This is a genomic window from Kineothrix sp. MSJ-39 (assembly GCF_018917935.1).
GTDB lineage: Bacteria > Bacillota > Clostridia > Lachnospirales > Lachnospiraceae > CAG-194.
This window is the reverse complement of record NZ_JAHLPN010000007.1, coordinates 55944-69185: the sequence shown is the minus strand read 5'-3', so window position 1 is coordinate 69185 and position 13242 is coordinate 55944. Positions and strand designations below refer to the sequence as shown.

The 13242-nt window shown below is 40.5% G+C and carries 19 protein-coding genes and 1 pseudogene; 1 reads left to right on the top strand and 19 read right to left on the bottom strand.

Annotated features, from left to right (window positions below; all coding sequences use genetic code 11):
- Nucleotides 1–19: 19 nt before the first annotated feature.
- From KQI22_RS06410 to KQI22_RS06340, 15 genes and pseudogenes are all read right to left on the bottom strand, one after another.
- Nucleotides 20–472 (bottom strand): GNAT family N-acetyltransferase, encoded by a 453-nt coding sequence (locus KQI22_RS06410; protein ID WP_216551273.1) that lies wholly within the window; start codon nt 470–472, stop codon nt 20–22.
- Complete coding sequence (locus KQI22_RS06405; RefSeq protein WP_253293537.1) at nt 469–1275, bottom strand: Fic family protein; 807 nt, start codon at nt 1273–1275, stop codon at nt 469–471. Before KQI22_RS06405 ends, KQI22_RS06410 begins: the two co-directional genes overlap by 4 nt.
- 316 nt (nt 1276–1591) lie before the next feature.
- Nucleotides 1592–2026, bottom strand: a complete 435-nt coding sequence (locus KQI22_RS06400) for a DUF4829 domain-containing protein (protein ID WP_216551272.1) — start codon at nt 2024–2026, stop codon at nt 1592–1594.
- A gap of 167 nt (nt 2027–2193) precedes the next feature.
- Complete coding sequence (locus KQI22_RS14155) at nt 2194–2304, bottom strand: DUF4143 domain-containing protein (RefSeq protein ID WP_442905252.1); 111 nt, start codon at nt 2302–2304, stop codon at nt 2194–2196.
- Nucleotides 2305–2480: 176 nt separating this feature from the next.
- A complete protein-coding gene (locus KQI22_RS06390) occupies nt 2481–3233 on the bottom strand; it encodes an alpha/beta fold hydrolase (protein ID WP_253293536.1) in 753 nt (250 codons plus the stop codon).
- 77 nt (nt 3234–3310) lie between these two features.
- On the bottom strand, nt 3311–3574 hold the full coding sequence (locus tag KQI22_RS06385; protein ID WP_330623285.1) for a TfoX/Sxy family protein: 264 nt from the start codon (nt 3572–3574) through the stop codon (nt 3311–3313).
- Between the two features lie 13 nt (nt 3575–3587).
- On the bottom strand, nt 3588–3923 hold the full coding sequence (locus tag KQI22_RS06380; protein ID WP_216551270.1) for a hypothetical protein: 336 nt from the start codon (nt 3921–3923) through the stop codon (nt 3588–3590).
- An 80-nt stretch (nt 3924–4003) separates the two neighbouring features.
- A pseudogene (locus KQI22_RS06375) lies at nt 4004–4317 on the bottom strand (ATP-binding cassette domain-containing protein); the annotation flags it as partial.
- Nucleotides 4318–4353: 36 nt separating this feature from the next.
- Nucleotides 4354–4941 carry a hypothetical protein gene (locus KQI22_RS06370; protein ID WP_253293535.1) on the bottom strand — a complete coding sequence of 196 codons (588 nt, stop codon included), beginning with the start codon at nt 4939–4941 and terminating at the stop codon, nt 4354–4356.
- A 6-nt stretch (nt 4942–4947) separates the two neighbouring features.
- Complete coding sequence (locus KQI22_RS06365) at nt 4948–5880, bottom strand: MarR family transcriptional regulator (RefSeq protein WP_216551269.1); 933 nt, start codon at nt 5878–5880, stop codon at nt 4948–4950.
- A 332-nt stretch (nt 5881–6212) separates the two neighbouring features.
- Nucleotides 6213–6461 (bottom strand): DUF3781 domain-containing protein, encoded by a 249-nt coding sequence (locus tag KQI22_RS06360; RefSeq protein WP_005921256.1) that lies wholly within the window; start codon nt 6459–6461, stop codon nt 6213–6215.
- Nucleotides 6462–6515: 54 nt separating this feature from the next.
- Nucleotides 6516–6989 carry a GNAT family N-acetyltransferase gene (locus KQI22_RS06355; RefSeq protein WP_015564444.1) on the bottom strand — a complete coding sequence of 158 codons (474 nt, stop codon included), beginning with the start codon at nt 6987–6989 and terminating at the stop codon, nt 6516–6518.
- Between the two features lie 183 nt (nt 6990–7172).
- Nucleotides 7173–8390: a class I SAM-dependent rRNA methyltransferase gene (locus KQI22_RS06350; RefSeq protein WP_216551268.1), complete on the bottom strand. Its 1218-nt coding sequence runs from the start codon at nt 8388–8390 to the stop codon at nt 7173–7175.
- Nucleotides 8391–8435: 45 nt separating this feature from the next.
- Nucleotides 8436–9188 carry a tRNA threonylcarbamoyladenosine dehydratase gene (locus KQI22_RS06345; RefSeq protein WP_216551267.1) on the bottom strand — a complete coding sequence of 251 codons (753 nt, stop codon included), beginning with the start codon at nt 9186–9188 and terminating at the stop codon, nt 8436–8438.
- 24 nt (nt 9189–9212) lie between these two features.
- Nucleotides 9213–9692 (bottom strand): S-ribosylhomocysteine lyase, encoded by a 480-nt coding sequence (locus KQI22_RS06340; RefSeq protein WP_022003729.1) that lies wholly within the window; start codon nt 9690–9692, stop codon nt 9213–9215.
- Between the two features lie 214 nt (nt 9693–9906).
- On the opposite strand from KQI22_RS06340, the gene KQI22_RS06335 reads away from it, so the two are divergent.
- Complete coding sequence (locus tag KQI22_RS06335; protein ID WP_216551266.1) at nt 9907–10689, top strand: 5'-methylthioadenosine/S-adenosylhomocysteine nucleosidase; 783 nt, start codon at nt 9907–9909, stop codon at nt 10687–10689.
- 2 nt (nt 10690–10691) lie between these two features.
- Here KQI22_RS06335 and trxA read toward each other — a convergent pair whose 3' ends face one another.
- The 4 genes from trxA to KQI22_RS06315 all read right to left on the bottom strand — a co-directional run bounded on the left by trxA (nt 10692) and on the right by KQI22_RS06315 (nt 13126).
- Nucleotides 10692–11000, bottom strand: a complete 309-nt coding sequence (trxA, locus tag KQI22_RS06330; protein ID WP_022003727.1) for a thioredoxin — start codon at nt 10998–11000, stop codon at nt 10692–10694.
- 68 nt (nt 11001–11068) lie between these two features.
- Nucleotides 11069–11617: a hypothetical protein gene (locus KQI22_RS06325; protein ID WP_216551265.1), complete on the bottom strand. Its 549-nt coding sequence runs from the start codon at nt 11615–11617 to the stop codon at nt 11069–11071.
- Nucleotides 11618–11622: 5 nt separating this feature from the next.
- Entirely contained in the window at nt 11623–12624 is a 1002-nt protein-coding gene (gene holA / locus KQI22_RS06320) for a DNA polymerase III subunit delta (RefSeq protein WP_216551264.1), read from the bottom strand.
- A 22-nt stretch (nt 12625–12646) separates the two neighbouring features.
- Nucleotides 12647–13126: an acyl-CoA thioesterase gene (locus tag KQI22_RS06315; RefSeq protein ID WP_022003724.1), complete on the bottom strand. Its 480-nt coding sequence runs from the start codon at nt 13124–13126 to the stop codon at nt 12647–12649.
- Between the last annotated feature and the right edge of the window lie 116 nt (nt 13127–13242).

Below are 13242 nucleotides of genomic sequence, written 5' to 3'. Positions count from 1 at the left end.
TATACTTTTTGAACAACTGCTAAAGTTTATATTGCATAAAATTCTCATTGTGCACGAATCCAAAATCTGTATACAATTTAACACCCATATCGGATGCAGTGATCTGGATAGTGCCACATCCATACTCTCTTGCCTCGTTTACAACACGTGATAACAATTCCTTTGCAATGCCTTTTCTTCTGTAGTCCGGGTTTGTGAACATACTGGACAGTAGACCTATCTTTCCACTCGGGCATCCAAAATACGGCGGCTTCTCCACAAATGACATACCACTTGTCCCAATGATCTTGTTTCCGTCAAAAGCAAGCCATGATACAAATGTTCCATCCGCCATATGACGCATATAATATTGTTTTAACGCCGGAGCCAAATCAATTTCTTCTTTGGCACCTTCCTCCCTGAGCTGATCGATCCTCATTTCAATAAATGTATTCAGTTCTTTTTCTGTAAGTCTTTTATAGGTAATATTCATTTACTTGATCTCCTTTTTCCAGAACCAATCATTTTCATAATTTCTGTTTCATGATCTCTGGTAAATTCACTGAGTTCATAAGACCGGATTCTCTCTTTGACCAATATAGGAATAACAAATCCATTTTTTACCAGAACCGCCAGTCTGTTGATAATCGTCTTATTTGTTACCGACAATTCTCTGCTGACTTCGATTGGTGTAAACTCTCCCCGATAGTTTTTCATTAAAAATTGCAGGAGTTCCTTTTCCTTCCCCTTCAAAAACGAGAGACTTCCGGCAATATCTTCCTCTTCGGAAGCCAACTGCAAATCACAGACTTTACCGGAATATAGTTTTACCATCCGCAGGAAATAATGGATCCAGATCTCGGGATGTGGCGGATTCTCCCTCCCGGAATAATACAAGGCAGGGAGTCCCATCTGGATAGATTCATAATATTCGTCAATATCGTATGCAAAATATTCCTCCAACGATCCGACTCCATTAAATCCATACCCATTCAGATCCATAATATAACCGGATAACAATCTTGCTGTCCTGCCATTGCCATCTTCAAACGGATGTATCGTCACTAATTGATAATGCACAACTGCTGCTACAATCAACGGATGATCATCTGTGGTATTGACATACTCTATCAACTCATCCAGCAGCCCCGGGATATCACAATATTCCGGTGGAATATAATCGGGATTTCCTGTCTTAGAATCATATACAGCAAATAACACCCCCGGCGGCATAGGTCCCCTGAGTCCGATTTTTTCCTTAGAAGCACCCTTTTCCACCAATTTCTGAACATCCAAAATAAGTTTCTTGGAAAATTTTTCTTTTTTATTTACCTTTTCTTCCAGATAATTCAATGCCAGAAAATAATTTCACTATTTTTACACTATTTTCCACTATATAGTCCCTGTGTACGGATAATACAACGGTAATACGAAAATTGCAAAGGAGTTTTTGCAGGTACATGGGATAGAAGTGCTCTAGTACACCGTTTTTCCACTCACATATGTAACAAAGTTGTAGGCTGATACTACTTTGCGCAGTGCAAAGATTACCCCTTTGTCTATCCTTTATTTATATATGTCCGTCTGGATATTTCGGCAAACCTGAAACCGATCAATACCCCCAATTGATTATTTCCCAACTCTTTTTATCTGCCGTCTTCACTAAATGCCATTGCCAGTCGGCATATGTATCATTAGGATTGAACCCACCATCTCCACCTTTTTCGTCTGTATCAAAAGCTGATAATACTACAATAAGCTCCTGGTTGTTTTCTTTGTGATATTTCTCAATTTCTTCCGCAAATCTGTTTTCAACATCCTCATCATAGCGAAGCTCAGTAAGTGTGCAGCCTTCAAAGTCTTTCGCGAATTTTTTCTCTATGACATCACATGCTTCATTGATTGAAGTTTCATCATAGAGTGCAGAATAACCAACAATACGATTAACATTTGATACATTTCCTCTGTTTCCGGTCAATACAAAGACTGTTGCCACACCTAAAATTACGAATATGGCACATATCGCAATTCTGCTTTTCTTCGTCATACAATCACACTCCTTTGTCGTACTGTACCTATTTCCACATAACCTTTATCTACATAAGATAATATCGAATAGATCACTCCGAATACAACTGCAGATAACAGGTTTCTAAATATTTGATTTTCAAGTATTCTTTTCATAACTTCTCCCCAAATCAGCTCTTAATATTATCATTTTTTCATATGGTTTCCGGCTTTACATTCCACCGGTATTACATGACTGTCTTTTTGTATCAGGAAATCTACTTCCGCAGTATTCTCAGACTCCCAATAATGAAGAATTTGTTTTCTTTTTCTGCTATGAAAATCAATTGTTCTCCAGATAACAAATCATCAATTGATACAGAAAAATAACTGGATATTTCTTTTAATGAATCTATGCTTGAGTTTATGGTGTCAGGCACCAATGGCAGCCCAGGCACCAATGGTAATAAACTTGAATTTTTGCTTTATAGAAATCACTTATGCTGAAAAAAATTATAAACTCTTTGATTGAAATCCTTAGCTTCTTCGTAAGCAGCATGTCCTAAATCATCATACATAAAGATTTCACAACCAAGTTTTTTTGCAATTTCCAAAGAAGCCTCTCCACTTACCACTTTATCCTGCATACCTCCAATTACAAACACCGGACATTGTATTTTATCTAATTCGTCATATGCTTCACAACTAAGGCAAGCTTTTGCCAAGGTGATAAATCTTGATACATTCTTTGGTTTCTGCAAAACTGCTAATAAAGACATAAACGGTTTGTATCGTTTCACATAAATGTCAGAATACATCTTTTCAGCCATATCTGTAATCAGCCTTTTCATATTATTCTGTTCCGTAATATGAATCCAATCATTGACTGTCCTTTCGACGGTTTCATTATTTTTCGAAAGTGTTACTGCGAGAACTAACTGATTTACTAAATCTGGTCTGTCTATTGCAAGATATTGAGCAATCATACCGCCTTGTGATACACCAAAGATATCAGCATTTGTAATCTTTAATGTATCCATCGCCATTGCTATATCTGCTGCTAAGTCTCTTACTGTTATGCCATCACTAATATTTTCCCTGCGATCAAACAGATAAACTTTATAATCTCTTGCAAACATTCGATACATATAAGCCACTGAAAATGCTACACCTTTTATGCTACGGGTACTAAGACCTTGAATCAAAATCAAAGACTTCTCACCTTTTCCAAAAGTAATATAATTCATCTGTATGTCCTGTATTTCTAACAGTTTTTCTTTTGCATTATAAAACATAGAATATTTACCTCAAAATTCCAATCTATTTACTTTTTGTTCCACTGATAAAACTCTTTCAAATCAGCTTTCACTTCATCTGACAACATTGTTTTCTTTACACCTTCAATAGCACCCTCCAGTGCCATTAAACGATTGATACAAGCCGACTCATCAATTTCTTGTATTTTTAACCAAGCTGCTTTAGCACCCACTTTCTTTAACTCATCAACAGAATTTATGCCAACCTGAATAAGCTGTTCTTCAACTTTTTTCCTATATTCGGTAATTTTGATAATTCTCCCATAAAACACTTCCCCTTCTTTGTCAGTCTGTTTCGTCTTTTTTATAAATTTCGCCGCCCCATGCATGATATCCAGCAATATATTTATAATCAGGATATTCGTTTATTTCATATAATTTTATTCCTGTATCAGTTTTACAAATCAGAACATTAGAAATAGTATATTCATTCAAATCAGATGACGGTATCGGAGAATACTTTATTTCATTTAAATATATTGCATCTCCGCGTTCTATTGCCTGATTTTTATAACTTTTATTATGCAAAAATAAGTATCTACCACTGATTATTATAAGTAGTACAGCTATTGCAACTGAAACAATTATAAGTATTCCTCTTCGACTTCTGTTTTCCATCATATTATCCTACTCCTATGGTGTTAATCCCAACCTCTCTGTTTTCGTCCCTTTTTAATCAGAAATACTATAGCCGTTAAAATTTATATTTCTTTTATGATTTTTCCACCTCCGATCGTGATGATTCGGTTCGCTTGCAGTGCTATTTTTCGTCATGTGTGACAAGAAGAATCGTCTGCTTATATTTCTGATTGGTGAACTTCAAAATATCCAGGATCTCTCTGCTTGTCTTACTATCAAGATTTCCGGTCGGCTCATCTGCAAGAATAAATGCCGGCTCGTTTATAAGTGCCCTTCCTATGGATACTCTTTGCTGCTGACCTCCTGACATTTGTCCTGGCAGATGTTTTTCCCTTTTCTCAAGACTCAGCATCTTCACAATCTCACATAGATTTTGGGTTCACTGAGTCCAAAATCTTTAAGAAAATTTTTACTATGTATTATCCTTCAACCCATAACACTGGTATAGCATTTCTGTCATTTTCTTCTTATCTGTTCCCCTTATACCCAAGGACTTTAAATCCACTGTTTCATCAGCTATTTCAGATAAGAACTTTTTCATATCCTCTGCTATTTCCGGACTGAGAACTTGCCTTGTATTGGCTGTGATTAACTGTGCTAATCGGAACACATCGTTTTTATGTTTCTTTATGTTTTTGCTATCGACCTGCTCTCCATTCAACTTGCGTTCCTTTAAATCCAGCCATGCTTTCGCCTTAAATGGAATCAGGCAAGTCAGACTTAATACCGGAATGCCATCAACCATCATTTGTCCGGTTTTTAACAATTCATAATATGCTTCATTTAAAAGGATTGCCGACAAACTGGATATTTCATCATCTATCGGAAGTGGAGTGAGAACTGCATCATCTTCCAATATAATAAAATCCGGATTTCTGGAAAATATTTCTATCATATATGGATATTCTTTACTTTTCGGAGATGTGAAACGATAAAACTGTGCATTTCCAGTGCTTTTATTCAAAACCTTGAAATCTTTCCTTAAATTTTGTAAATCCACTGACCATTACTCATGCAACCTTCTTTCCTGCAATTCATCTACTGCTTCTTCAATTCTTTCATCATTTGTATCTGTAAAAGATAAAACAAGTGAAATATCATCAGCACTATTATCCTCTGAAAATTGTTTTGGGTTGTATGCCCATAATTCAAGTCTGACCTGTTTATCCGGGTCTATCAATTCATCAGTCAGCAAGGCTTTATCATAATCTTTCTCACTAATTGCATAGGTAACAACTCGGCTTGGATTTAGCATTGTTTTTTCAGAAAGTGCCGTTTCCCCTGCAAAGACCATATTTTCTGTAACTTGCGTCTTATCTATATATCCTGTTTTTCGAACAGGAGTCGTCAAATATACTTTTGCTTTTTCAAATAATTCATCTCGCTTATATTTTGACGCAATAAACTTATTGACACCGTCTTTTGCTACAAGAAACAAATCTGTCGTTTCCAACTGCTTCACTGCTCTGGTCAAGGTCATTGCTGTAAACGGAAGCACTTTTCCGGCTTCTGAAGCATACAATCGTTTTTTCTTACTGTACAGATAAAATAAAAACAACTGCTGCGTGGAGTAAACAAACTTACCCGTCAGCTTTTGGGGTTCTTTTTCATCAGAAAGCATTGTCCCAATGAAAGGAAGAAAGACCTGTTTATCAGTAATAAACGGTATATTATTTTCTATAAGGCTTTTTCTTCGATAATTTGATACCGTTGTAAGTTCAAATACGACTGGCACATTATCAATCTGCTGTATTTTTACAATTTGTTTTTTCAATGCCGGAAGTGTGGCAAGTTCTTCTGTTGGAGCAAGCATTATACAGCGTCTGTTTCCAATATATGCTGTATGAAAATCATAACTCCCTGCAATATAAACAGGCAAAGAATCCTGATGATTCCATGCTTCATTTTTTATAGAAACCCCGAATACGCTTGTAAGCATATTTCTTATTCTCCTTTTAACTTAATTTGTTTTATTTTAACTTAGTCAATGTTAAAATTCAAATTTTTGAGTTATTTTGAATTTATATTTCCTTTTTCCGTGACCTGCTAAAGTAGCTATCATCAGAAATAAAGTCTTAGTGAATGACTTATTCCATTTTCAAGCGAGTGGATTTATGGTGTCAGGCACCAATGGCTTGCCATCAATATATCGGGCATACTCTCTGCTACGTGACAGGGAGACGTCCCGCAACCACTCTTCCGCCCTCTCTGTACCATGCTGAATTCTGAAAACCATGCAAAAATAATTACATCATCCCTATAAACTTGAAATTACTTAACAATATGTGCTGTAATGATTGTATAGCTATATGAATTGATAGTAATTTTGATATTTTCAACCTCGCAATACCAATTTTTACCCTGTTTGTATATATTGCAATTTTTATCTAATACCTTATTTTTGCAATACTCAACAACATCTGCTGTATCTATTTTTAGGTTTCTTTTAATTCTATCAATTCCCATTTCGGTTGTATGAATTTTATCAATATTATCAAGCAATATCTTTTTATCTTCCATTCTTTCTTTTCCTCAACTTCCGATTTGTAAACCATAAACTCAAATTACAGATTCCTACAATTTGCAAATCATTATATACTCTTCGTCATTCTCATCGACAATTTCAAATCCTACTTTTAGATACATATGAACTGCATAATTCATCTTCTGAACAGATAATGACACTTGCTTATATCCTTGCATTTTCAGTTTTTTTAGCATCTGCTCCATTAGATTAGTTCCAATACCATAGTTTCTATACTGTTTTAAAAGTGAAATTGCAAATGATGGTGTTTCAGCATCAATATGTCCATAATCATTCATAATACGACACCATACTGCACCAACAATTTCATTATTGGCTTCAGCAACCAAACACAAGTCTCCTTTATTCTTACCAAAATCTTTAACATACACCTGTAATTCTGGTTGATTTATAATCTCTTTTGGTGGTATAGGAACCCCTTCTGGAATAAAAATTGCTTCGTATAAAAAAGTATTTAGCACCTTGGACTCGTTTTGTCTTAATTCTCTTATTGAATAATCCATATAAACCTCCGATTTATTTTTTATAAATCAGTTGCTATTCCACACATCCAAACACCTCCACAAACAACGATTTGTTAATTTGTTTTATTATAGCACATGTAACCCCCTTCACAATAAAAAAAGAGCAACCGCATTTTCTCGATTACTCTCTGTTCATTACTTCCATGATAATAATGATATTTCTTATTTCTCATCAACGACTTGAAAAACAAAAAATTTCAAATAATAACTCTCCGGTACATTCGCCGAATTTGCCCACAGGATCGGATGGTCCGGTGCCTGGGTGCGGAACTCTACCTGACGGAGCTGCTTGTGCGTTGCCTTTGCTGCTTCCTTGACCGTTTTTGCAAGAAGCTCCTGCGTCATGAAATGAGAGCAGGAACAGGTTGCAAGATAGCCACCGTCTTTGACAAGTTTTAACCCTTTCATATTGATTTCACGATAACCCTTAATGGCATTCTTGGTCGCCTCGCGTGACTTTGTGAAAGCCGGTGGATCCAGAATGACCACATCATACTTCTCCCCGACTGCTGCAAGGCGCGGCAGTTCATCCAGCACATTTGCGCAGCGAAAATGCACCGTATCCTCCAGACCATTCCGACGGGCATTTTCTGTTGCCTGCGAAACGGCGTACTCTGAAATATCCAGCCCGGTCACATCCAACGCCCCTGCGATTCCCGCGTTGAGTGCAAAGGTGCCCATATGGGTAAAGCAGTCCAGCACTCTCTTTCCCTTGCAGATACGCTGCATGGCAAGGCGGTTGTATTTCTGATCGAGGAAAAATCCCGTCTTCTGTCCGTTTACCACATCTACCATATAATGGACACCATTTTCCACAATCTCTACATTCGTATCAAACGGCTCACCGATAAAATCCTTTACCTTCGGCAAACCTTCTTTTTTCCGTTCACTGGCATCACTGCGTTCGTATACGCCGCGGACATGGATCCCATCCTCTGCCAGAACTTCCTTTAAAAGCTCCACGATAGTTTCCTTAAACTGTTCCATGCCAAGTGCCAGACATTCCACAACAAGCACATCTTCATATTTGTCCACAACAAGCCCCGGCAGAAAATCTGCCTCTCCGAAGATAACGCGACAGGAGGAGGTGTCTACAGTTGTCTTACGGTACTCCCATGCATTTTTCACACGCATCCGTAAAAAATCCCTGTCGATCTCCTGCTCTGTTTTTCTCGTCATAAGACGGATCCTGATCTTGGAATTCTGGTTGATGAATCCTCTGCCCATCGGATACCCGTCAAAATCATGTACCGTCACAACATCCCCGTTATGAAAACTGCCGGTGATCGTATCTATTTCGTTATCGAAGATCCACATACCACCTGCTTTGATGGTTCTGCCCTCTCCTTTTTTCAGCGTTACGATTGTATGGTTCTGCATCTGTCTTTCCTCTTTTCCGCAGATCTGTTTATACAGGATTTTTGTTTATTTGCACAGATCCTTTACGACCTCGCCTGCTATGATCAGCCCTGCTACCGATGGTACAAACGCTGTACTGCCCGGAATATCTCTTCTTTCCGTGCATTTGCGCGCAGCCCCTGGTGGGCAGATACAATGCGTTCTGCAGCTGATCGACATATCTTCAAGCGGTCTTACCGGCTGTTCCTCGGAATAGACCACCTTCAGCTTTTTCACGCCTCTTTTTTTGAGCTCCCGCCGCATGACCTTCGCCAGCGGACAGACCTTTGTTTTATAAATATCCGCCACACGGAATGCAGATGCATCCAGCTTATTGCCTGCTCCCATGCTGCTGATGATCGGTACACCCGCTTCCTGCGACTTCATGACAAGTGCGATCTTGGCAGTAACCGTATCTACCGCATCTACCACATAGTCATATTCTTCAAATGGGAATGTATCTGCATTTTCCGGCAGGAAAAAGCATTTGTGTACTGTCACCTCCGCATCCGGATTGATCTCCAGGATACGTTCCTTCATCACATCCGTTTTATATTTGCCGACTGTCTTTCTTGTGGCAATGATCTGTCTGTTTAAATTGGTCAGACAGACCTTGTCATCATCCACAAGATCAAAAGCACCGACGCCGCTTCTGACAAGTGCTTCACAGACATAACCACCGACACCGCCGATCCCAAATACGGCGACTCTCGCATTTTTTAATTTTTCCATTGCTTCCGGTCCCAGCAGAAGCTGCGTCCTTGAAAACTGATTCAGCATGATAGTTCCTTTCCGTCAGGCAGCTTATTGTGGATAGATCAGATGCGCATCATCGATCCCATACAATGTTTTTTCCAGATAACGGTCTGCCAGATAATTCGCCATGCCAAGATTCATATCCAGATAGTTGCCACAGTCCTTCGGACTTGCGCCCGGTACCTCTCCGCGGTAATCTCTGATAAATTCAAACATTTCCGTTACAAGTGCTACAATATCTTTAGAAGCATAGTCACCTGCCAGCAGCAGATAAAATCCTGTTCTGCAGCCCATCGGTCCGAAATAGATCACTTTATCCCTGATCTCTTCTTTATTTCTGAGATAAGTTGCGCCCAGATGTTCTATCGTGTGCACCTCAGCAGTATTCATGACAGGCTCCTCATTCGGTGAAGTCATACGCAGGTCAAATGTCGTAACGACCTCCTGCCCGATCTGATCCTTTCTGGATACATAAATACCCGGCTGTAATTTGATATGATCTATTGTAAAACTTGCTATTTTTTCCATCGTGATATCCTCCTTCACATGACATGCATTCGAGCATGACAGACTTCGCTTGACGTATGCATTATACGAAAAAAAAGGATGTTATGCAAGAGCGTATCCGACAGCAGATCACAGATTGACAAGTCTCCGCCGTTTCTTTATGATAAAAATACAGTTTACCATAACAACAAGCACGATACCCCCAAAAAACAATCATCATCGAATGGAGTTACTTATGTCTGATCAATGTTTTGCTGCAATTGTCCCGGATAACTATAAAAATGCAATCTTAATACAGGGTGCCATGGATTGTGAGATCTGTGATCTGCTCTCCCACATGGAAGATGTCCAAAAAACAGAGCTGATGCAGTTCCCTTTTTATATGGGCAGACTCTGCGGGCAGAAGGTGATCGTTTCCAAAACCTTTCAGGGAATGGTCAATGCCGGTGCTGCCACTGTCCTTGCCATTTCACACTTTATGCCCCGCTGTATCATTAATCAGGGTGTCTGTGGCGGACACGATCCCGCTCTGCACCGCGGAGACATGATCCTTGGCGAGACGATCTTCAATCATTCCAATCTGCGTTTTTCGGATTCCCCGGATGAAAATCCGCTGCATGGCTGTATACAGATCGGCTGTGAATCATTGCGCGTGGAAGATGCAGGCAAAAAATATACCTTCTATCACAGCGATAAAATGCTGCTCACAACCGCACAAAAACTTTCAGCCACACATCAGATTTCTGCGCTGTCCGGTATTTCCATAAAAACCGGAACGATCGCAAGCTGTGATGCATGGCTGAACCGTCTTGATTATATTCATTTTATGCATACGACATTTCACAGCTGTGGGGAGGACATGGAAACTGCTGCGGTTGCACAGCTCTGCCATTCTTATGATATCCCACTGCTGAGTCTGCGCAGCTTATCCAATACACTCGTTCATCAGGAAGATTATGATGAGTCTGCTGCCGCTAACTGCCAGCACTTCGTATGCGCACTTTTACCGTTGCTTTAAGCCTATGGCAGCAGTGCTGCGATCTCTTCTTCGGAGATCACACCGACAGATTTCCGGTATACCTCGCCTTTTTGGAATACGATCAGGGTCGGAATGCTCATAACTTTGTATTTTGCAGCCAGAGCTGCCTGCTCATCCACATTGATCTTGCCGACCTTTACCTCGTCATGCTTCTGCGCAAATGCATCCACAACCGGTGAAAGCATTCTGCACGGTGCACACCAGGATGCCCAGAAGTCTACCAGTACCGGCTTATCTGCCTGTAATACTTCTGTATCAAAATTTTCCGTTGTAATTTCTACTACGCTCATTTTTATACCACCTTTCTTTTCTTTAGGATTTCCTGCTATTTGTCTTTTATTCCCATGCAATATCTGTTTTACAAAGTCTCTCTGCAGAAATAGCAGTTATAACGCTTTGGATTATCACGCTCCGGAATCAGATTTTCTGCATTGCAATAGCCGCAGCAAACCAGTCGTCTGCCCTGCGGTATCATATCTCCCGGCAGATAACGTTCCGCATAACGCAGCTGCCCATGAATGCGGCGTTCCTCTGCAAGCTGCCTTCTTTTCTCTTCCTGATGCTCCATCGCATCCTGTCTTGCTTTTTCTTCCAACATCTCCGTTGTAGACTTTGCCTGCCGGCTGACTGTCGTCTTCTTTTCAACTGTTCTGCTGACTGAAGAGCCCTTTCCCGATGTCATACTTCCTGCTGCCCCGGCTGTTCTGACAGCGGCCTGTCTACCCTGTATATTACTTCTCTGCATACTGCTCTGTGTGCTATTTACCGGTCTGCTCTGTGTCTGCGGGCGATAGTCTGTCACCGGTCTGTTTTGCACCGGTGTCTCTTTTTTTCCCACCTTCTGGCTTTTCTTTTTCTGACTGGAAAATAAAAAGCATAACACGATCATAAATATAATCACTTCCATTTGGCTTATGCCTCCTTCCTCTGGCTCTTTTTACTGCTGAACTGTACGATCAAAAGCTCTACGCTCAGATTGTCCGCCATCTTGCCTGTTTTTACATTTTCTTCCGCTTCCACGCACTGTTCCAGACTTTTTCTGAGTGTTTCCTTTTCAAATCTGGATGCCTGTGTCACGTATTTACCCGCAATAAACGGGGATAACCCCAGCTTTGATGCGATCGACTTATTATCATAGCCTTTTCCCTTTAACAGCTTTGTCTGATACAGCAGGTTATACTGTCTGGCGATCAGAAAAAGGATACGCATCGGTGGTTCCTTCAGTGCCAGCAGATCATAATACAGCTCCAGTGCCGCCTCCTGCCGCTTTGAAGCCACTGCTTCGATCATATCAAAAATACGGTTGTTGATCTGCCTGGTACAGATTGCATCCACATCTGCCTCTGTGATATCCGGCTTTTCCAGCGTATAACAGAGCAGCTTTTCCAGCTCCGATGCGATATTTTCCATGTCGCTTCCCGTACGCTCCATAAATATGGCAAGTGCACGTTCCGTGATCAGCTTCTGCTCTTTATTCAGCCTGCCAAGTATCCATCTGCGTAGCGTCTGCTCATCCTGCACATTGAACTCTGCTATATACCCGACATCCTTACACGCTTTATACAGCTTACCGCGCTTATCGACCTGCGGCTCCACAAAGATGAAAAACGATGTCTCGGGAAGCTGCTTTAAATAATCCGCCAGCTTATCCTGGGCTGATTTGAAAAAGCCGCTGTTCTCCACCACGATCACACGGCGCTCTGCCAGAAAGGGCATCGTCTCCGCCAGATCTATAAGTTTCTCCGGTATGGTGTTTTTGCCTTCAAAATAATGATAGTTCATCGTGTCATGCACATCTGCCATGGCTCCTGCCAGTCTGTCCCGGTACTGCTTACGCAGATAATCCTCTTCGCCTGTCAGAAGATATACATTTTTAAAATCCCGTTCCTTAATGTCTCTTGCTAATTTCTGCATTCTTTCCTTTTACCGCCGTCTTTTAAAAGCCTTCTTTTCTGCGCACCATACGCATTTCTCTTCGTTTCTGACCGGCCTGCCATTCTGCCTTCTCTGCCTCTGTCTCTATGATCAGCCCCGGTACCTCACATGGTTTTCCGTTTTCATCCACCGCAACAATCGTCAGGTATGCCCTGTTGATCGGTCTCCGCATGCCATCCATTGATTCTACATACGTATCTACACGCACTTCCATGGAAGTATGCCCCACATATGTCATCTTTGCGATCATCACGATCAGTTCATTTACATAAGCACCACGGATAAACCGTAGGTTATCCACAGAAGCTGTGATCACATTCGCCTGTGAATGTCTGTTGCCGACCAGGCACGCCACCTCATCGATCCAGGACATGAGCTGTCCGCCAAACAACCGTCCCATACCGTTCATATGCGTCGGTCTTAACTTATGCACCTGTTCGATCATGGAATCCTCTACTCTTTTTTCTTTGACTGCTGCCATTCTATTCGCTTCCTTTTTTAATAAATTTATCCATTCCTATTATCCTGTTCTGCCTCTATACACCGATCGTTTTTTGTAAATACCGCAGAATAACCATACACGTATTTAGCATACCG

Bases quoted from the DNA above. Each gene is read 5' to 3' on its own strand.
- KQI22_RS06340 (WP_022003729.1), bottom strand. From the start codon at position 9,692: ATGGAAAAAATAGCAAGTTTTACAATAGATCATATCAAATTACAGCCG.
- KQI22_RS06335 (WP_216551266.1), top strand. From the start codon at position 9,907: ATGTCTGATCAATGTTTTGCTGCAATTGTCCCGGATAACTATAAAAAT.
- KQI22_RS06325 (WP_216551265.1), bottom strand. From the start codon at position 11,617: ATGGAAGTGATTATATTTATGATCGTGTTATGCTTTTTATTTTCCAGT.
- KQI22_RS06390 (WP_253293536.1), bottom strand. From the start codon at position 3,233: ATGAATTATATTACTTTTGGAAAAGGTGAGAAGTCTTTGATTTTGATT.
- KQI22_RS06355 (WP_015564444.1), bottom strand. From the start codon at position 6,989: ATGGATTATTCAATAAGAGAATTAAGACAAAACGAGTCCAAGGTGCTA.
- KQI22_RS06315 (WP_022003724.1), bottom strand. From the start codon at position 13,126: ATGGCAGCAGTCAAAGAAAAAAGAGTAGAGGATTCCATGATCGAACAG.
- KQI22_RS06360 (WP_005921256.1), bottom strand. From the start codon at position 6,461: ATGGAAGATAAAAAGATATTGCTTGATAATATTGATAAAATTCATACA.
- KQI22_RS06410 (WP_216551273.1), bottom strand. From the start codon at position 472: ATGAATATTACCTATAAAAGACTTACAGAAAAAGAACTGAATACATTT.
- KQI22_RS06365 (WP_216551269.1), bottom strand. From the start codon at position 5,880: ATGCTTACAAGCGTATTCGGGGTTTCTATAAAAAATGAAGCATGGAAT.
- holA (WP_216551264.1), bottom strand. From the start codon at position 12,624: ATGCAGAAATTAGCAAGAGACATTAAGGAACGGGATTTTAAAAATGTA.
- trxA (WP_022003727.1), bottom strand. From the start codon at position 11,000: ATGAGCGTAGTAGAAATTACAACGGAAAATTTTGATACAGAAGTATTA.
- KQI22_RS06350 (WP_216551268.1), bottom strand. From the start codon at position 8,390: ATGCAGAACCATACAATCGTAACGCTGAAAAAAGGAGAGGGCAGAACC.
- KQI22_RS06345 (WP_216551267.1), bottom strand. From the start codon at position 9,188: ATGCTGAATCAGTTTTCAAGGACGCAGCTTCTGCTGGGACCGGAAGCA.
- KQI22_RS06400 (WP_216551272.1), bottom strand. From the start codon at position 2,026: ATGACGAAGAAAAGCAGAATTGCGATATGTGCCATATTCGTAATTTTA.
- KQI22_RS06380 (WP_216551270.1), bottom strand. From the start codon at position 3,923: ATGATGGAAAACAGAAGTCGAAGAGGAATACTTATAATTGTTTCAGTT.